The sequence below is a fragment of the Trichococcus paludicola genome (assembly GCF_003052295.1).
Lineage (GTDB): Bacteria > Bacillota > Bacilli > Lactobacillales > Aerococcaceae > Trichococcus > Trichococcus paludicola.
In genome coordinates, this window is record NZ_QBLC01000004.1 from 93,521 (window position 1) to 112,048 (window position 18,528).

At 45.5% G+C, this 18,528-nt stretch carries 15 protein-coding genes, 1 tRNA gene, 1 pseudogene and 1 riboswitch; of the genes and pseudogenes, 5 read left to right on the forward strand and 12 right to left on the reverse strand.

Annotated features, from left to right (window positions below):
- Positions 1 to 589 precede the first annotated feature (589 nt).
- Positions 590 to 1,936 (reverse strand): NADP-specific glutamate dehydrogenase, encoded by a 1,347-nt coding sequence (gdhA, locus tag C7R56_RS07040; protein ID WP_107995859.1) that lies wholly within the window; start codon positions 1,934 to 1,936, stop codon positions 590 to 592.
- A 220-nt stretch (positions 1,937 to 2,156) separates the two neighbouring features.
- Here gdhA and def point away from each other — a divergent pair, with 220 nt between their 5' ends.
- A complete protein-coding gene (gene def, locus C7R56_RS07045) occupies positions 2,157 to 2,717 on the forward strand; it encodes a peptide deformylase (protein ID WP_107995860.1) in 561 nt (186 codons plus the stop codon).
- A gap of 55 nt (positions 2,718 to 2,772) precedes the next feature.
- Here the strand turns inward: def and C7R56_RS07050 are convergent, their stop codons facing one another.
- Positions 2,773 to 3,510: an amino acid ABC transporter ATP-binding protein gene (locus C7R56_RS07050; protein WP_107995861.1), complete on the reverse strand. Its 738-nt coding sequence runs from the start codon at positions 3,508 to 3,510 to the stop codon at positions 2,773 to 2,775.
- A gap of 22 nt (positions 3,511 to 3,532) precedes the next feature.
- Positions 3,533 to 5,211 (reverse strand): annotated as a pseudogene (locus tag C7R56_RS09135) (ABC transporter substrate-binding protein/permease).
- 193 nt (positions 5,212 to 5,404) lie between these two features.
- Positions 5,405 to 5,559, reverse strand: a riboswitch (Lysine riboswitch).
- A 200-nt stretch (positions 5,560 to 5,759) separates the two neighbouring features.
- Between C7R56_RS09135 and C7R56_RS07065 the strand changes: the two are divergent.
- Positions 5,760 to 6,473, forward strand: coding sequence for an HAD family hydrolase (locus C7R56_RS07065; RefSeq protein WP_107995864.1), 714 nt, complete (start codon positions 5,760 to 5,762; stop codon positions 6,471 to 6,473).
- 3 nt (positions 6,474 to 6,476) lie between these two features.
- On the forward strand, positions 6,477 to 7,436 hold the full coding sequence (locus C7R56_RS07070; protein WP_107995865.1) for a lactate/malate family dehydrogenase: 960 nt from the start codon (positions 6,477 to 6,479) through the stop codon (positions 7,434 to 7,436).
- A gap of 72 nt (positions 7,437 to 7,508) precedes the next feature.
- Here C7R56_RS07070 and panD read toward each other — a convergent pair whose 3' ends face one another.
- The 4 genes from panD to C7R56_RS07090 all read right to left on the reverse strand — a co-directional run bounded on the left by panD (position 7,509) and on the right by C7R56_RS07090 (position 11,066).
- Entirely contained in the window at positions 7,509 to 7,895 is a 387-nt protein-coding gene (panD, locus tag C7R56_RS07075; protein ID WP_086628237.1) for an aspartate 1-decarboxylase, read from the reverse strand.
- Between the two features lie 16 nt (positions 7,896 to 7,911).
- Positions 7,912 to 8,754: a pantoate--beta-alanine ligase gene (gene panC / locus C7R56_RS07080; protein ID WP_107995866.1), complete on the reverse strand. Its 843-nt coding sequence runs from the start codon at positions 8,752 to 8,754 to the stop codon at positions 7,912 to 7,914.
- 14 nt (positions 8,755 to 8,768) lie between these two features.
- On the reverse strand, positions 8,769 to 9,539 hold the full coding sequence (gene panB / locus C7R56_RS07085; protein WP_407701484.1) for a 3-methyl-2-oxobutanoate hydroxymethyltransferase: 771 nt from the start codon (positions 9,537 to 9,539) through the stop codon (positions 8,769 to 8,771).
- A 375-nt stretch (positions 9,540 to 9,914) separates the two neighbouring features.
- Positions 9,915 to 11,066: a hypothetical protein gene (locus C7R56_RS07090; RefSeq protein ID WP_107995868.1), complete on the reverse strand. Its 1,152-nt coding sequence runs from the start codon at positions 11,064 to 11,066 to the stop codon at positions 9,915 to 9,917.
- Positions 11,067 to 11,216: 150 nt separating this feature from the next.
- Between C7R56_RS07090 and C7R56_RS07095 the strand changes: the two genes are divergently transcribed.
- Positions 11,217 to 12,092, forward strand: a complete 876-nt coding sequence (locus C7R56_RS07095; RefSeq protein ID WP_107995869.1) for a DNA/RNA non-specific endonuclease — start codon at positions 11,217 to 11,219, stop codon at positions 12,090 to 12,092.
- Between the two features lie 486 nt (positions 12,093 to 12,578).
- A complete protein-coding gene (locus tag C7R56_RS09045) occupies positions 12,579 to 12,716 on the forward strand; it encodes a hypothetical protein (protein ID WP_107995870.1) in 138 nt (45 codons plus the stop codon).
- Positions 12,717 to 13,265: 549 nt separating this feature from the next.
- Here C7R56_RS09045 and C7R56_RS07105 read toward each other — a convergent pair.
- The 5 genes from C7R56_RS07105 to C7R56_RS07125 all read right to left on the reverse strand — a co-directional run bounded on the left by C7R56_RS07105 (position 13,266) and on the right by C7R56_RS07125 (position 18,184).
- A complete protein-coding gene (locus C7R56_RS07105) occupies positions 13,266 to 13,490 on the reverse strand; it encodes a hypothetical protein (RefSeq protein ID WP_107995871.1) in 225 nt (74 codons plus the stop codon).
- Positions 13,491 to 13,736: 246 nt separating this feature from the next.
- Positions 13,737 to 13,809: transfer RNA gene (locus C7R56_RS07110), tRNA-Ala, on the reverse strand.
- 69 nt (positions 13,810 to 13,878) lie between these two features.
- Positions 13,879 to 14,661 carry a Cof-type HAD-IIB family hydrolase gene (locus tag C7R56_RS07115; RefSeq protein WP_107995872.1) on the reverse strand — a complete coding sequence of 261 codons (783 nt, stop codon included), beginning with the start codon at positions 14,659 to 14,661 and terminating at the stop codon, positions 13,879 to 13,881.
- A 14-nt stretch (positions 14,662 to 14,675) separates the two neighbouring features.
- Positions 14,676 to 16,457, reverse strand: coding sequence for an ABC transporter ATP-binding protein (locus C7R56_RS07120; RefSeq protein ID WP_107995873.1), 1,782 nt, complete (start codon positions 16,455 to 16,457; stop codon positions 14,676 to 14,678).
- Positions 16,454 to 18,184: an ABC transporter ATP-binding protein gene (locus tag C7R56_RS07125; RefSeq protein WP_107995874.1), complete on the reverse strand. Its 1,731-nt coding sequence runs from the start codon at positions 18,182 to 18,184 to the stop codon at positions 16,454 to 16,456. Before C7R56_RS07125 ends, C7R56_RS07120 begins: the two co-directional genes overlap by 4 nt.
- Between the last annotated feature and the right edge of the window lie 344 nt (positions 18,185 to 18,528).

Below are 18,528 nucleotides of genomic sequence, written 5' to 3' on the forward strand. Positions count from 1 at the left end.
TGATATTTCATCTCTGTCGATGAGGTTTATACAGATGATTTCAACTGTATCAATTCACAGTTGTTACATGAATAATTTACCACGCATCCGAGATATATGCAAGGCAAAAGGAAAGTTTTCATATTTTGTGCACAGAATATCTGCTACTACTTAATTGTAAGCGTTTAACATTAGTGTTTTGTTCAGTATGTAACGAACATTCTTTTTGTATATGTGTTTTTTTATTGATTCATTATTGTTATGTATGTTTACAGATTGCCGCAATCAGACACAAAGACTCTGTATTAAAACTTCACGAAAACTGTTTCTATTAAAATTGTAAATCATTGATGGAATAGGCTTTCAAAAGTATAACAGTCTTTTTATTATAACTACCCTTTTTAGGATAACCAGTTTCAGTACTTTTTCATAACCAGTTTGCTATTTTTTCGCGGTTTTCAGCCCGCTATTCCATTCATTCACGAAATCACAATCTCGTCACTATGAAAATAGGATTAAAACGCATGTGCATTCCTCTCAAAAACAAAGAAAAAAGGCCATTTCAATTAAGAAATAACCTTTTATATTAAAATTTATGCTGAAACTTATTTTAAACTAAACCTTGATAAATCATAGCATCGGCAACTTGCACAAACGCCGCGATGTTGGCACCGGCTAAATAGTTGCCTTGTATGCCATATTCTTCAGCTGTTTTTTCAGCTGTCTTAAAGATGTTTGTCATAATCTCTTGCAACTTGCCGTCGACTTCTTCGAATGTCCAATGACTATGGGCACTGTTTTGCGCCATTTCCAGCGCGGAAGTCGCTACTCCGCCTGCATTGGCTGCTTTTGCCGGCCCATAAAAAATGTTATGGGCTGCATAGATTTCTACAGCTTCTAAAGTGCTCGGCATGTTCGCGCCCTCGCTGACACAATAAACACCAGCTTTGACTAATCTTTCAGCTTGTTCTTTATCGATTTCATTTTGGGTTGCGCTAGGCAAGGCAATATCGTAGTTCAGATCGAAGTCCCACACGCTGCCATCTTTGTATACCGCTGTCGCTTTTTCGGCAGCATAGGCAGTCAATCTTTCGCGACGAACTTCTTTGATATCCTGAAGCAAAGCAACATCGATACCTGATTCGTCGTAGATATATCCGTTGGAATCGGAACAAGCGATAACGGTTCCGCCAAATTCATGAACTTTTTGGATAGCATAAATGGCAACATTTCCGCTTCCGGACACTACCACTTTTTGGCCGGCAAACGATTTTCCGTTCGCTTTCAGCATTTCTTGTGTATAGTAGACCAGTCCGTATCCAGTCGCTTCTGTACGAGCCAAACTTCCGTTCATGACTACCGGTTTGCCGGTCAGAACGCCTGTCTCAGCGCCGTTCAAGCGTTTGTATTGGCCATACATGTAGCCGATTTCGCGTCCACCAACACCGATATCGCCAGCTGGGACGTCCAAAGTAGGACCAATGTGCCTTTGCAGCTCAGTCATGAAGGATTGGCAGAAACGCATCACTTCTGCATCCGTTTTGCCCTTAGGATCAAAATCAGATCCACCTTTACCGCCACCAATCGGTAATCCGGTCAGGCTGTTTTTGAAGATTTGTTCGAAACCTAAAAATTTCAAGATGCTTTCATTGACGGTCGGATGGAAACGCAAACCGCCTTTGTATGGTCCGATTGCTGAATTGAATTGGACACGGAAACCTTTGCTGACTTGAACGTCCCCTTTGTCATCCATCCAAGGAACACGGAAGGAAACGATGCGTTCAGGTTCTACCATTCTTTCAAGGATATTCCATTTTATGTAGTGCGGATTCTTTTCCAAAGCTGGTTCGATCGTGTCGAACAACTCCCTTACCGCCTGTAAAAATTCTTTTTGATGCGGGCCTCTGTCTTCAACCTTTTTATAGACTTTTTCAATATAATCTTTAGCAACTGTCATAAAAATCATCTCTTCTTTCGCTATAAAGTTAAAAAAACCTCACACCGTCGTGTAATCATTTTTTCATTTTCCTATTTTACACATACCCCTTCTTTATTACAAGGGAAAAGATCGGTCTAGCTTTTTTTTTTCGAAACGTGTACTATGTAACGTGAAGTGTTTTGTAGTTTGCTAGCCCAATCATTTCAATATAAAAACCAGCAAAAGGAGGAATGCATGAATGATCACTATGGATAACATCATCCGTGAAGGTCATCCTACATTGCGGAGGTCGGCTGACTTGGTCACTTTCCCTTTATCTGCAGAGGATCGAAAAATCGCCACAGAAATGATGGAGTTCCTTTCGAACAGTCAGGATGAAAAAATCGCCGAGCAACTCAACTTGCGGGCAGGCGTCGGTTTGGCAGCTCCGCAAATCGACGTTTCCAAGCGCATCGTTGCACTATTGATACCAGGGGAGTATGAAGATGATCCTCCAGAATTGGCCAAAGTGATGTTCAACCCTAAAATCGTCAGCCATTCCATCGAAAGTGCCTGCCTTAAAGGTGGCGAAGGTTGCCTTTCAGTGGATCGCGAAGTACCAGGGTTCATCGTCAGACATAGCCGTATTACGGTATCTTACCAGGATGCCGAAGGAGTGACACATAAGGCTCGCTACAAAGGCTACATAGCCATCGTGGTCCAACACGAAATCGACCATCTCAACGGGGTCATGTTCTACGACCACATCAATGAGCAAGCGCCTTTTGCCGTTGAAGACGACGTCATCATAATTGAATAGGAAATGAAAAAGAAGAACGGACCTGCAGCTACTGCAGAACCGTTCTTCTTTGTTTTTATTTTGTAAGATATCTTTCCAGGAACTGCTTTGTGCGCGCTTCGTTTGGATGATTGAAGATAAGGTCAGGGGCTCCCTGCTCCAGGATGACGCCTTGATCCATGAAGATGACGCGATCGGAAACTTCCTTCGCGAACTCCATTTCATGCGTCACAACAATCATCGTCAAACCGCTGTTGGCAAGATCCTTCATGACCTTCAATACTTCTCCCACCATTTCGGGGTCCAAAGCCGATGTCGGCTCATCGAACAATAGCGCATCCGGTTCCATCGTCAACGCGCGGGCGATAGCGACGCGTTGTTTTTGGCCGCCTGACAATTGATCCGGTTTGGCGTTGATGAAGTTCCCCATGCCGACCTGTTCCAGATAACCCATGGCGATCTTTTCGGCTTCCTGCTGGGATTTTTTAAGGATTTTCACAGGCCCTACCGTGCAATTATGCAACACGTCCAAGTTGTTGAACAGATTGAACTGCTGGAATACCATCCCCAATTTGCTGCGGTACTTGAAGATGTCATGCTTCGAATCCAAAACGTTTTCGCCGTTGTAGATGATTTCTCCCGCTGTAGGTTTTTCAAGCAGATTGATGCAGCGCAACAGAGTCGATTTACCGGATCCCGATGAACCGATGATGCACACAACTTCTCCTTTATTCACGCTGAAATCGATGTCCTTCAGCACTTCATGTTGACCGAAGTTTTTCTTCAGATGCTGTACGTCAATTACTTTTTCCATCAAATGATTCCTCCTGTGGCAATTAATTTGCTCTGTCTCTTCCTACTTGTTTTTTGCGAGCCATTAATTCTGGTGTAGTCAATTGGTCTTGCCCTGCACCCATCATCTGATAATTATCAGGACCTTGCATTTTTCTTTCAATGGCACGCAGGACGCGCGTCACCGTGAAGGTCATGACGAAGTAAATGATTGAAGCCACGAAGAATGATTCGAAATAACGGAAGTTATTCCCGGAAATCGATTTGGTCGTAAAGAACAATTCCGAAACGGATATGACGTTCAATACGGATGTATCTTTGATGTTGATGACGAATTCGTTCCCTGTAGCCGGCAGAATATTCCGGATTACTTGCGGCATGACGACATTCCGCATCGTTTGCAGATGATTCATCCCGATCGCTTGAGCAGCTTCGAATTGCCCTTTGTCGATGGATATGATCCCACCTCGGACAATCTCCGACATATAAGCTCCCGTGTTGACTGATACAATCAGCAACGCTGCAAAAATGCGGTTCATGTCGATATCAAATGCCAAAGCCGCCCCATAATAGATGACCATCGCTTGCACGATCATCGGCGTTCCTCGGAAAATTTCGATGTAGCATGACAGCAAAAAATTCACCACATTGTACGCGTGTTTTTTCCAGCCCGATTCCGCAACCGGGATCGTACGGATGACGCCGATCATAAGACCGATACCCAGTCCGATTACAGTTCCGATTAAAGCGATATATAATGTTGTCCATGCACCGGATAAAAACTGTCTCCAGTTTTCTTCGATGATTCGGATAACCCAACTAAACTCCATTTAATGTATGCTCCTTTTTGATATTCCGTCCGCCTTGATTATTCAGCTGACGGCTGGTTTTGGATTGCTTCATCCATCATTTGGATGCGTTCTTCTTCGGTGATGCCGCTCAAAATCTCATTGATCTGATCTTTCAATTCACTTTCTTTAATCAAACCGATTGCGATTTCTGAATCAGCTGCGGACAATTCAAACGTATCCGCTTCATCCAATTCGATCATTTTGAATGCAGAATTGGCTGCTGAAGCGCTGATGGCTTCTGGACGTTCCGATACGTAAGCATCAATTGTACCTGACTCCAAAGCTACGCGCATGGAAGTGAAACTGTCCATTGCCGGTTGCTTTTGCACGCCTTCGATCTGATCGATGACGCCATAGTGCAATGTATTCAACTGTGCTGTGACTTTCGCATCCGCGAAGTCAGCTAAAGCTGTCGCATCTGCATAAGCGCCATCCGCTTTTACGACAATCACAAGTTCAGTCGTGTAGTAGGAATCCGAGAAATCAATCGCTTCTTTACGTTCCTCCGTTGGCGACATACCTGCAACGATAGCATCGATTTTGGATGAAACCAATGCCGGCACCAAGCCATCCCATTCCGTCTTGACGATGACCAGTTCTTTGCCTAATCCATCTGCCACTTTTTGTGCCATCTGAACATCATAGCCATTTGCATAACCATCAGCACCGTCGATTTTCACAGCACCGTTGCTGTCGTCATTTTGGGTCCAGTTGAAAGGAGGATAGCCCGCTTCCATTCCAACTGTGAATGTTTCAGAATCCGCTGTGCCATTAGCCGCGGATGAATCATCAGTGGCTCCGTTACCGCAACCCGCCAAAATAAACAAGCCTGTCAATGCCGCCATTGTTTTTTTCCATGTTTTTACTGTCATCTCTATTTCCTCCTAATGTATATAGTCCTTTTTAACTGCTCAAAAATAATAACAAATAACCCTTCTTATACGGCCGCTTTTTATCCACCTTTCTACCCATAGAGCGTCATAACAACGATAATTCAGTCCGTTTTTGTGCAAAAAAATAGACTATAAAGCAAAAGGCCCTATAATCCAGCTTCCTTCTGCCCGCAATACCGAAAGTACTCCACAAACGATTTTGGGCAAATCGTTCTGACAGTGTCAGGATTCTTAACCCTGACCCCAACACAGCAAACGCTGCATTTCGGCGAACACCCCTTTCAAACGGGCATTTTACTCTTGATGTTCGCAGCCTCTTCCATTATTGTATGATCGTATGACATTATTGTATGTTATTATACTGTACTGATTTTTAATTTGCAACAAAAAGCGCTTTGCCCCGCCATTTGAGCAGCCAATTCCATTGCCGTGCATCTTGGCGCGCCTTCCCTATTTTTCCCATTTCAAAAAACCGGTTTCGGATGCTATACTGACTGCAACAACCAAAGGGAGGAACTACTTCAATAATGCTTACTATTCTATTCGATTTGGACGATACTTTATACGACACAGCAAGTCCGTTTTTCCGAGCGTTGGAAAATTACCGCTTGGAGACCAGCTACAACGACGAAGCCACATTTGCTCTTTTCCGCGAGCATTGCGATGCGGCCTTCGACCTGTTCTCCAACGGGAATCTGACGCTGGCCGAGTCCCACATTATGCGCACACAGCATACGTTTGCCGACTTGGGTCTTACGCTCACTACCGCAGAGGCCATGCACTTCCAGGAAACCTACCAAAAAAGGCAAGCAGAAATCACGTTAAGCCCAGGGATCGGGCAGCTGTTGAATGAGCTGAAAAGTCAGAACATTCCGATTGCGGTCTTCACAAACGGCCCTGAAAAGCACCAGATGAAAAAGTTTAACGCGTTGGGACTGGAGAGATGGGTGCCGCCAGTGCGCATCTTCATTTCCGAAAAAATCGGTTATCCAAAACCCCACGCAGCGGCTTTCGCGCATGTGCAGGAGGCTTTGGGAGCGAACCCTGATGAGCTGCTCTTCATCGGGGATACCTTCGAAACGGACATCATCGGCGGACAGACTGCTGGGTGGACATCGTTGTGGTACAACCATCGCCGGAAACCGGAAGATGAAAAAGTGGTGCTGGAGCCAACCTTCTATTCTGTAGCAGACATGCACCAAGCCATTCATGACAATATCTCAAAACGAAAGGAAATGTGACTTATGATCCAAACAAAATTAGCCATCATAGGTATCGGCCATGTCGGTTCGCAAGTATTGACCGACTGCAGCCACCTCAACCTATTTTCCGACATCGTCCTGATCGACAGCAATGAAGCAACGGCAAGAGGAGAAGCATTGGACCACCGCCATGCGCTGGCCGCCAGCTACCGGACAAACAGCAAAATCTATGCCGGTGATTATGCGGACTGCGCCGATGCGGACGTCATCATCATTTCCGCGGGCGTCAGCGAGAAGCCTCGCCCGGGTGAGGCGATGCCCCCAAGAGCGTTGATGGGCAGAGAAAATGCCGTTGAAATACGCAAGATCATGGCCGGCATCACCCAGCACACAAAAGACGCCATCATCATCCTGATAACGAATCCGGTCGATACGATCACCTATATCGCCGAGAATGAGTTCGACTATCCGAAAGGCAAAATCTTCGGCACCGGAACGACTTTGGATACTTTCCGCTACCGTCAGCTTGTTGCTTCCCACTATCAGGTCGATCCCAAAACCGTCAGCGGCTACATCATGGGCGAACACGGCAGCACAGCCTTCCCGGCTTTCAGCAGCACGACTGTGGGTGCGCTCACCCTTCCCCAATGTGATGCCTTATTGGATCCAACCGAACCATTGGACCAAAAATTCGTCAGCCAAGAAGTCGTGCACACAGCTTCCGATGTCTTCAACTGGAAAGGCTGGACCAATTCTGGCATCGGGGAAGTCGCAGCAGCCTTGGCCCGGGCAGTCATGCTGGACGAGAAAAGCATCTTCCCTGTGACCGCAACTGTCAATGGCTTATACAACTGCCAAGGTGAAGCGGCCTTCAGCATGCCTTGCATCATCGGCAGGAACGGCTTGGAGAAACAGATTCCCTTGCCTCTCGATGACGAGGAATACGAAAAACTGCAACTCTCCATCAAAGATATCCAGCTCACGCTGCAATCCGTGCAATAGGAAAAGCGCAATCGCATCAGGTCCGACTGGATCGATGCGGTGGCGCTTCTTTTTTGTCCCTATACGGCCAGCCTACATGCTGAGTCTGCCATGTTCTTCATATCTTGTCACGGTTGTGATGGCATTCTGCTCATCCACAAACACGACAAGCGGCTTGTGTTCCTTCGCTTCCTGTTCATCCATCATGCAGTAAGCCATGATGATGATTTTGTCGGAAACTTGAACGCAACGGGCGGCGGCACCGTTCAGGCAGATCATGCCCGAGCCGCGTTCGCCTGCGATGACGTAAGTTTCGAACCGGGCCCCGTTGTCGATGTCCACGATCTGGACCTTCTCATATTCGATCAAGCCTGCAGCATCCAACAGATCCTTGTCGACAGTGATGCTGCCTACATAGGAAAGCTCCGCCTGGACAACGACGGCGCGGTGTATTTTACTTTTTAGCATATTTAGTTGCATTGTTTTTCCCCCCCACTTATTCCGTGATAAAATTATCGATCAGACGCGTTTTACCGATATAGACTGCCAAAGCCACCAATACAGGTCGCTCGGCGCTTTCCACTTGCTGCAGCGTACGCGCATCCACCAACTCCACATAATCGATCTTTGCCATCGGTTCCGCTTGGATGGTTTCCGAAATGGCCTTGAGGATTTTGGCAACATCCTGCTCGCCATCCGCAAGCATTTGCTTCGCGACTTCGAGCGCCCGGCTCAGCACCAACGCTGCCTTGCGCTCATCCGCTGACAGATAACTGTTGCGCGAGCTTTTCGCCAATCCGTCCGCTTCCCGGATGATCGGGCAACCGATGACTGTGACGTCCATATTGAGGTCGCGGACCATCTGCTGGATGACCGCCAATTGTTGGGCATCCTTCTGTCCGAAATAGGCGCGGTCCGGCTGCACGATGTTGAACAGCTTTGTCACGACTGTGCAGACGCCCCGGAAATGAGCCGGCCTGCTCTTTCCGCACAAGCTCTCCGTCAGACCATGCATGTCAACAAAGCTGCTGAAATCGGGATGGTACATCTCTTTCGGCTCGGGATGGAAAATCAGGTCCACTCCGCTGGCTTCGCACAAGGCGGCATCCTTTTCCAGATCCCTTGGATAGCTTTCCAAATCTTCGGATGGGCCGAACTGCATCGGATTCACAAAAATGCTGACGACCACCCGATCGTTTTCGCTGACGGCTTTCTGCATCAAGCTTTGATGGCCTTCATGGAGATAGCCCATCGTCGGTACGAAGCCGACCGACAAACCTTCCTTTTTCCAGGCCTTCACGGCACTGCGGATTTCTTCAACCGTTGCTGCAATCTTCATTCGTGGTTACTCCTCTAATATAATTTTTCGATGACCGCATCGGACAGCGCAAAGGTGTGCTCCGCTGCCGGAAACGCGCCGCTTTTCACCTCGGTTATGTAGCCCTCGATGGCTGTCTGCATCTGCGGTCCGATCTCCGCGTAGCGCTTGACGAATTTCGGTGTGAAATCGGAATATAGCCCCAGCATGTCTTGGTAGACCAACACTTGGCCGTCGCAGCCGTTCCCCGCGCCGATGCCGATTGTCGGAATCGAGATGCTCTTTGTGATCAGATCGGCCAGCCTGGCCGGGATGCATTCCAGCACCACCGCAAAAGCTCCTGCCGCTTCCACCGCTTTCGCCTGCTCAATCAAGCTGCGCGCAGCCTCTTCATCTTTACCTTGGACTTTGAATCCGCCGAAAGCATTGACGGATTGTGGCGTCAGTCCGATATGCGCCATGACCGGTATGGAAGCTTCCACGATCGCCTTGATCTGCGGGCAGACTTCAAGGCCGCCTTCCAGTTTGACTGCCTGCGCCCGGCCTTCTTTGATCAGCCTGCCTGCATTGGAGACCGCGTCATAGACGGAGGTCTGATAGGACATGAACGGCAGATCGCTTACGACCAACGCATCCTTTACCCCTCTGGCGACAGCTTTCGTGTGGTGGATCATATCCTCCATCGTTACCGATAAGGTGTCTTCATACCCCAGCATCACCATCCCCAGCGAGTCGCCAACCAATACTGAGTCGATCCCTGCAGCATCAATCAGTTTGGCAGTGGAATAGTCGTAAGCAGTCAGCATCGTGAGACGCTCATTTTTCTGCTTGGCATTGCGGAAAGTCAAAACCGATTTCTTCACCCGAATTCTCATCCTCTCTTCATCCAACATAATATATTATTCACACATTACGTTCTGCGGGGAATAATGTCAACAACTTTTTGAATCTGGAAGCCCTGCCAAAAGCATCCGCTGTCATGACACATGGATATTCCAAACGAAATGTAGCGGAAATAGGCGTGAACATAAAAAAATAACCTTCAGAGCGTCGCAGGAAAACTGTCCTATCAACGCTTCTGAAGGTTAAATTTGTAATGTGATGGAGAAGATTATTTAGTGTGAATTTAAATCCTAAAGCCAACTTATTAAACTAAACTCATCAACGGAACATTTTATTACTTAATAACATTTCGAGCACGGTTCTAATCCCAATGATAGAGCCTGGTCCATTGTCGATTCAATGTATGTCCCATTTCCACATTTATGATTATGGTATTTTGAGCCAGTTGGAGTAATTAAAACAACCTGCCCATAATTTTGTTGTGGAGCTGCGGCCGCTCTGTTGGCTTCCGCCTGGGCAGCCGCTGCTTGCTCTGCTGCTACTCTATCTGCCTCTGCTTGGGCTGCGGCAGCTTGCTCTGCAGCAATTCTATCAGCTTCTACTTGAGCCGCAGCAGCTTGCTCTGCAGCGATTCTATCAGCTTCTACTTGAGCCGCAGCAGCTTGCTCTGCAGCGATTCTATCAGCTTCTACTTGAGCCGCAGCAGCTTGCTCTGCAGCGATTCTATCAGCTTCTACTTGAGCCGCAGCAGCTTGCTCTGCAGCGATTCTATCAGCTTCTACTTGAGCCGCAGCAGCTTGCTCTGCAGCGATTCTATCAGCCTCTGCTTGAGCAGCCTGCTCTTCAATAGTTCTTTCTACGCTAGATATACGTGAAGAAAAGTCCTTTTGCCGGGTGACGACAGCCGCTAAATAGGTTTTTGCATTCTCAATTGATTCACCCGTTAAATTTGCTTCTGCCGATGCTATTGCTTCCTCCGCTAATCTTATGTTTTCTTCTTCTCGAATTACTTCTTCCTCAATAGCTTTCAATTTATTTTGAAGTGCTTGGGAAGGCTCATCTACTTTATCTAAGGTTTTTGTGGCAGTCTCAAAATTAGATCGAGATGGCCATGAATCAGCAACAGTAATCGCGGCAGTGGCACTTTTCAATAATTTTTTTTGATTTGATTCTGCTTTTGCATTTTCTTCTGCTGCAAGTTCTTTCTCCGTATTTCCCTTCGTAGATGCAGTCTCTACTAGGGATTGCTTTGCCGTTGATTCTGAGGCAGTACTTCCCTCCCCAGATGTCATTAATGCGAAGGTACCAAACAAACTGATGACCGTACCAACAATAGCAAGTTTCATTTTTTTAGGATTGGGAGTCTTTTTCATGTAATGCCAAATACCATATCCGAAAATTATTAAAAGCACGGGGGATATTAGCTGGAAAATAGCAATAACAAAGACAGAAGCAAGTAATACGCCAAATAATTTCATAATCTTTTTCATTTTCATTACTCCTTTATTAAGAATTTATAACAAACACATTACCGTTATAATCATAGTTTAATATTAATATATATAAATAGCAATTATACTAAGGAAAATTTTTATCTGCGATGTTAAGATAGAAATAGTAATTGAAAGGAGGATAGATATATGTCAAAAAAAAATAATAATAATCCTTTTTTCGACCTCTTAGGGATGTTGCTTATTCCCGCTATTGTTTTTTCCATTGTGGTGAGCATCGATCCATCGAATGCAAAAACAGAAAAACAAGTGAGTCAAACATACGAAATATCTAGCTTCGAAGTTGAAGAGAAAGAATCAATTATAATCGAATCCACTAGCATAATAGATCCAGAAATAGAATTTGAGTCTATAAAAGAAATGGATTCTGAGGTTTCTTCAGATTCAGACCTCCAAAATTCCACTTCTGTTGAAGCAACAGTGGATACACCAGAACAATCATATTCTGCTATCTTAACAGCAGCAGACGTTCCGCTATACACTGGGGTAGATGAAGTAATACTGAATGGTGGAAACAGTACCTTTACAGCAGCAGAGTTAAAGTATGACGGTGTAGGATGGGCTGTGTATGGAAATTTAGATAATTGGAATCGTGTGACGACCATGGATGCTATGGTAACACCTAATATGTATGACACCGGCACAGATGCCGACGGTCGTATACTGCCAACTGGATGGAAAAAAAGTGAGCAGAACGCAGGCAACCCAGAACAACTTAATAGAGGGCATCTGTTAGCAGATGTACTGGGCGGAAGTGGAGAAGACTGGCGTAATCTGGTCACTCTATACCGCAATGCTAATTATCCAACAATGTATTTTGCTGCAGAAGATATTGTTAAGACAGCTATTCAACATGGCTCAGTTGTTCGTTATCGCGTAACACCAATATTTGTGGGAGAGGAATTAATGTGTGAAGGTATGCATATTATGGCAAAAAGTGTAACGGATAACTCCGTTGATTTGAATGTATATGTGTTTAATGAACCGACGGACGACATAGACTAATCACTTAAAAATATCAGTTGATATTTTAATCAACACGGATGGAAATAAAACCAACGCAGACACCGAAAAATTCGCTGTCTGCGTTGGTTTTAATCGTGTATTTATAAATTCGTGGTGCTTTTCTGATTGATGGACCTCCTGGACACTCATCTGCACATGCGCATTGAAAATAATCCCATGAGTAACAACAATCCTACTGCTTTTTTCCCGTAACAGATATAGATTTTCATCAAAACATTTGCCTACCCGCAGTCGAAGCACTTGAGAAAGATAGGCGCACTCGGTACCTGGTGGTTGTCGTACTCATTTTGATACCGAATCTTGCTCGGGTTATCCCATATGCCCATCCGCTCCAGTTCAGTCTTCAGTAGAGCGAATTCATAACATTCAGCGACAATAAAGTAATAAGGTTTACTTCAGTAAAATACGGTATAATATATTTGTTGAAGAGATTCTCTTTAAGGACAAGAAAAGTAGGTGAACAAAGTGGGGAAATATCAATTGGATTACAAAGGTCAGGCATCTGTGACGAAGTATCATGAAAAACAGACGCCTGCCAAATTTGATAAAAAGCAGCAACTTGAAAAAATACGTGCGGAGTATTTGAAAAAAAAGCAAAAATAAACAGGTGAACTACATCGGCATTGAAGTAACGAGCCTCTGGGAACACCTATAACTTGTCTAGCGAGCGTTTCAGCTCCAAAACAGCGGTTTAGGCTGGTTTTACCATGGATTTTCCCAAGCCAATCGAGAGAATTTTTTGCGGCGTTTACATCGCTTTTGGTGAAAGGCACCTAAACTTTATGCTCTGGCATGCTAACGTTTGCAGTGCTTACTTTTCTTCTCTCTCATTTTTTGATATCGGACAAAACATCCAATCTGCACAAAGATATGCGGAAACGAAAAAAGCACCTTTCTCCTTGTAAAGAAGAATAGGTGCTTTTTTCTATTGATGGACCTCGTAATCCCATGAGTAATAACAAACCTTCCGCTTATTTTTCCGTACCGGATGTCGATTTTAAACAAAACATCCGCCACCCGTTGTCGAAGCGTTTGAGAAAGAAGGACAACAGTTTTTTTGCCTACTTCTACAATATTAGGATGCCATTGATGCTGCCTGTGATTCTGTTTCCTTTTATTTTGCACACAAAAATTAGATACTCATTTTTAAAATTAAATTTGAAAGACGCCGCCATTCGCGATTATCTCTTTCGCGCGTTCCTCGGTTATTTCCTCGAAATCTGCAAAGTCATTCATGATGATTTCTTCGTACCAATAATCGGATGATTCCCAGGCTCTGCTCTCCGGGACGTATTTAAACATCCAGTCGCCGTATTTCAAAAGGAAATTTTTCCGATTCGCCCTCGTGGTTATGTAATATTTTGTCTTTCTCATCATTTCACCTCTTCCTCATATTATCACTTGATGGGCGACTTAACCCCTGCCTTTTTCAAACAAAAGTCCCGGCCGCAATATGGCAGCAATTTCCGTTTCTCCTATGGCGAAACGGCAGATAAATTTGCCGCATACGTGAACTTTTAGCATTACATGGTCAATTACATGCTCAAAACAAAAAAACAGACCTTAGAAACATACAGAAATGGCTCTGTATCAACGCTTCTAGGGTCTATTAATTTTACATGATGGAGACGATGGGGCTCGAACCCACGACCTCTTGACTGCCAGTCAAGCACTCTCCCAACTGAGCTACGCCCCCGAAATAACAGGGTATCAACGACGTTCGGCAAAAACGCCTTATGAATGATATGATACCCTATTTTCACTTCTATAACAAGCCTAATTTTTCAAGTGCGTAGGCAATTCCGCCTGAATTACAGTCTTTCGTGACAAATTTGGCGACATCCTTGACAGGATCGACCGCATTGCCCATTGCGACCCCATAGCCGACGCTGGAAATGAGTTCATAATCGTTGTTTCCGTCACCGAAAGCTATTGTATCTTCATGCGCAAAGCCCAGATGTTTCGCCATCCACAGGGCAGTCTGTGCTTTTGATCCCGGATTCGGCAACACATCGACACCGGCATCGTGCCAGCGCACAAAGCGGAATTCCGGAAAAGTGCCGTCTTCATAGATTGCTTTCTCGTCTTCTTTATAAAACAAGAGTGCTTGATAAAGCGGATTGTTCAGATAAAAAGCCTCATCATGGTCAGGGACATCGAACTCGATGCTCTGCATTGCTTCAGTTGCGTTGTTCTCAATCGATTCGTGGCGACGAGCCAGAGCATGTGCTGATTCGTAGACAATCTGATGGCCACTCTGATCGGAAATCTGCAGCAATTTTTCAAATGCATTCAGATCCAATTTGTTTTCATACTTGAGTTCATGTTTGAAGTAACCTGCAGCACCGTTGCAAACGATATAATTGTCCAATTGGAACGTATCGATGACCTCTTGGGCCAAAAACAGATTCCGTCCCGTCGCGATCGCGATTTCGTGCCCATTCTTCTGCAGTTGGCGCAAAGCTTGGAGAGTGCTCTCAAGCGGCATCTTTTCATCGTTCAGCAATGTTCCGTCGATATCAAAGAAAATGAATTTTTTGTTTTCCAAATTTTTTGCTCCTCTTATTCTGCCTCATTTTTGAATTGACTCGTGTACAAATCGTAATAAAATCCTTTTCTTTCCAGTAGCTCTACGTGTTTGCCATGTTCGATTATTTCACCTTGATCCATAACGAGAATCAAATCAGCGTCGCGGATGGTGGAAAGTCGGTGCGCGATCACAAAACTGGTCCTGCCTTGCATGATGCGTTTCATCGCTTTTTGGATTAAAGCTTCCAATCTAGTATCTACGGAACTAGTCGCTTCGTCAAGTATTAAGATTTTAGGATCCGCGATGAAAGCGCGGGCGATCGTCAGCAATTGCTTTTGCCCCAAGGAAATATTGGAGGCTTCCTGGTTTATGACCGTATCGTAGCCTGCACCCAAAGTCTGGATGAAGTGATGCACATTGGCTGTGGTCGCCGCATCCACTACCTCTTCGAAGGTCGCATCCAGTTTTCCGAAACGGATATTCCCTGTGATCGTGTCCTTGTAGAGCCAAGCGTCCTGCAGCACCATGCCGAATTGGGAGCGCAAATCAGCACGAGTCAAATCTTTCGTGTCATAACCGTCTATTTTGATGGAGCCCGAATCCACCTCATAGAAGCGCATCAAGAGATTGATCATCGTAGTCTTGCCGGCGCCTGTCGGACCGACGATAGCCACTGTTTCGCCGCTTTTTACGTCGATGTTGAAATTTTTGATCAGTGGATCTTCTTTGTCATAGCTGAAGGAGACATTTTCAAAAGTGACATCTCCGCGGATTTCCTTCGGCAAACTCATTTTCACTTCTGCTTGCACCTCTTCTTCTTGATCAAGGAGATCGAAGACGCGTTGGATGGAAGAAGCAGCCGATTGGATGATGGCCGATAATTGTGTGATCGTCGAGATTGGCTGGTTCACTTGCCAGACGTACTGCACCATAGCCTGCACATTACCGATCGTCATCGCTCCAGCCATCGCTTGCAGAATCCCGAGCACAGCTATGATGATATAGGAAGCATTGGTGACGAGTGCCACAGCCGGTGACAGTAATCCGGAAATGAAAGCCGCCTTGAAACCATTCTTTGTCAGGGATTCATTGATGGAATGGAACTCATCGAAAGCATCCCCTTCTTTGCCGTAAAGCTTGATAATGGAGAAGCCGGTCAGCGATTCCTGGACAAACCCGTTCAGCTGCCCGAGATATTTCGCTTGCCCACGGAAATACGGCTGCGACAGCAGCGTGATCTTTTTGGAAAGGATGGTGGCCATCGGAATCAGCACGACCATGGTGAGAGCCAGCTTCCAACTGATCGCAAACATCATGATGAGCGCGAAGGTGATTCCCAAAACGGCATTCAGCACCTGCAGCAACGATTGCTGCAGCGCATTGCCGATGGAATCGACATCGTTCGTCACTTTGCTCAGTATGTCGCCGAATTGGTTGCGGTCAAAGTAGGCAATCGGCAACCGGTTCAATTTGTCGCTCAGATCCTTGCGCAAATCACGCATGGCATCCTGAACGACATCCGTCATGAACAATTGCGAATAGAGATTCGTAGCTTGGTAAAACAGTGCCCGAACAAAATAGATGATCAGCACTCTCGATAAATAATCGTAATTGATGCCGGCACCTTCCACGCCTTTCAACATATCCGAAACATTTCTGCCTATTTCCGTGATGGCAAATCCGATGATGAAAGGCTCCAGTACGTTCAGTATCGTCATCGCTATGCTCAAAAGGATGGAGCCGAAGAACTTCAGTTTGTAAAATTTGAGGTAATCCCATACCCGGAGCAACGTTTTTTTGTCCACTTTTTTCATGCGAGTTCCTCCTTGCTCATTTGCGAGGACGCGATATCATAATAGATTTCACAATTCCGCAACAGGTCTCTGTGGGTCCCCTGACCGACGACCTCACCTTCATTCATTACAATGATCTTATCTGCATGCATGATCGTGCTCACGCGTTGGGCCACAATGATGACTGTCGCTTTTCCGGTCTCTTTTTTGAGCCGCGCGCGCAAGGTCGCATCCGTCTTGTAATCCAATGCCGAGAAACTGTCATCGAAAATATAGATATCCGGTTTGCGGACAATGGCTCTGGCGATGGATAAGCGCTGCTTTTGCCCGCCGGAAAGATTGCTTCCGCCCTCCGCCAAATGTTCATCGAAACGTTTCGGTTTGCGCGCTATGAATTCCTTGGCTTGGGAAATATCGGAAGCTTCTTCGATTTCTTTTTTTGAGGCATCCCATTTCCCGTAACGAAGATTTTCGGATATCGTTCCGGTGAAAAGCAAGGCCTTCTGCGGAATAAAGCCGATTTTTTTGCGCAAAGATTTCAGATTATAATCGCGCACATCATGCCCATCAAGCAGGATGCGCCCTTTTGTGACATCATAAAAACGCGGAATCAACTGGATTAACGTCGATTTGCCGCTCCCTGTGCTGCCGATGAAAGCGATCGTTTGTCCAGGTTCAGCCGAAAAGGAAATATCCTTGATCACCGGGGTGTCAGTGTTCCCAGGATAGGCAAAACTGACTGCTTCAAAACTCAGATAACCATGCGTCAGGGTTTCCGTAATCCCTTCTTCGTTCGGGGAAATGCTGCTGGCAGTGTCCAACACTTCCTGGATCCGCTTTGCGGAAACCGACGCCCGTGGGTACATCATGAAGACGACCGCAAAATTCAGAAACGAGAATAAGGCATGGAAACTGTATTCGATGAAAGCTGTCATGTCCCCCAGCTGAAGGCTGCCTCCCTCGATTTGCTCGGAACCAAACCACATTATGGCGATGATGATCAGATTGATGACATGAGAAAACACAGGTTGATTCCAGGCCATCAGGCGGAAGAGTTTTTTTGAAACCACGCTGTAGGCATTGTTGACTCCCTCAAAACGTTCAGCTTGGAAAGCTTCCTGTACAAAGGCCCGGATGACACGCATACCGGAAAGCGATTCCCTTAAATTCCCGTTGATGTCATCAAGATTTTGCTGTTGCGCCTCAGATAACGGCTGTGATTTTTTGCCGATTACAATGATCATCACAAGCAATGCCGGAAAAGCCGGCAACAAGATAATCGATAAGTCCGGACTCGTGCGCGCTATCATAAATGCGCTTGCGAACATCATAATGAAGGTCATCAACCCCATACGCAGCAACATCTGGGCGAATTGCATCAGGATGAAGGCATCATTGGTGACCCGCGTCACCAATGATGAAACGCCGATGCGATCATATTCTTCGTGGGAAAAAGTCTGGATATTTTGGTACATGTCATTGCGCATATCCGCTACCATGTTGGTAGTGATTCTGCCCGTTGCATAGGCGACAATGATTCTGCCCACAAAACCAATCAAGGCCAAGCCGACCATAACCGCAGTCGTGCGCAAAATATTCCCTTTTCCGCCACCTGCAACCGTCTCGTTGATCAAGCCCGCAAGCATCGTGGGCAATCCCAATTCCACAAGCACAAAGCCAAAAGCTCCCAAGACATTTAATAAAAATAATTTGTTATATCGACTGATATAACGCCAAATTAAAGACATTTCGATACACCTACCTTAATAAAAACGATTCGTCGGGGTTCTTCAGGGCAAAAAAAAAACATTCTCGTTTTTCTGTCCAGCCTTCCAAACCCTCTGTATCCAGTCTAGCCAATTACTGTGTTTAAGTCTACAAAAATATTGATTGCTTTCGTTAAAAAAAACAAAAGAGAATTGCCTTACTATTGGAAAGGCTTGCACCTCTGCAAAAATGATTTTGCCAGTCATTTCTATACTAACTGCCTTAATTGTGGTAAACTTATAGTACCGATTGTATGAAAAAATACAACTATTGACCAAGTTAACAAACTAAGATTGTAATTTTTAAGTACAGTACTATCAAAAAC

Bases quoted from the DNA above. Each gene is read 5' to 3' on its own strand.
- gdhA (WP_107995859.1), bottom strand. From the start codon at position 1,936: ATGACAGTTGCTAAAGATTATATTGAAAAAGTCTATAAAAAGGTTGAA.
- def (WP_107995860.1), top strand. From the start codon at position 2,157: ATGATCACTATGGATAACATCATCCGTGAAGGTCATCCTACATTGCGG.
- C7R56_RS07050 (WP_107995861.1), bottom strand. From the start codon at position 3,510: ATGGAAAAAGTAATTGACGTACAGCATCTGAAGAAAAACTTCGGTCAA.
- C7R56_RS07065 (WP_107995864.1), top strand. From the start codon at position 5,760: ATGCTTACTATTCTATTCGATTTGGACGATACTTTATACGACACAGCA.
- C7R56_RS07070 (WP_107995865.1), top strand. From the start codon at position 6,477: ATGATCCAAACAAAATTAGCCATCATAGGTATCGGCCATGTCGGTTCG.
- panD (WP_086628237.1), bottom strand. From the start codon at position 7,895: ATGCAACTAAATATGCTAAAAAGTAAAATACACCGCGCCGTCGTTGTC.
- panC (WP_107995866.1), bottom strand. From the start codon at position 8,754: ATGAAGATTGCAGCAACGGTTGAAGAAATCCGCAGTGCCGTGAAGGCC.
- panB (WP_407701484.1), bottom strand. From the start codon at position 9,539: ATGCTGACTGCTTACGACTATTCCACTGCCAAACTGATTGATGCTGCA.
- C7R56_RS07090 (WP_107995868.1), bottom strand. From the start codon at position 11,066: ATGAAAAAGATTATGAAATTATTTGGCGTATTACTTGCTTCTGTCTTT.
- C7R56_RS07095 (WP_107995869.1), top strand. From the start codon at position 11,217: ATGTCAAAAAAAAATAATAATAATCCTTTTTTCGACCTCTTAGGGATG.
- C7R56_RS07105 (WP_107995871.1), bottom strand. From the start codon at position 13,490: ATGATGAGAAAGACAAAATATTACATAACCACGAGGGCGAATCGGAAA.
- C7R56_RS07120 (WP_107995873.1), bottom strand. From the start codon at position 16,457: ATGAAAAAAGTGGACAAAAAAACGTTGCTCCGGGTATGGGATTACCTC.
- C7R56_RS07125 (WP_107995874.1), bottom strand. From the start codon at position 18,184: ATGTCTTTAATTTGGCGTTATATCAGTCGATATAACAAATTATTTTTA.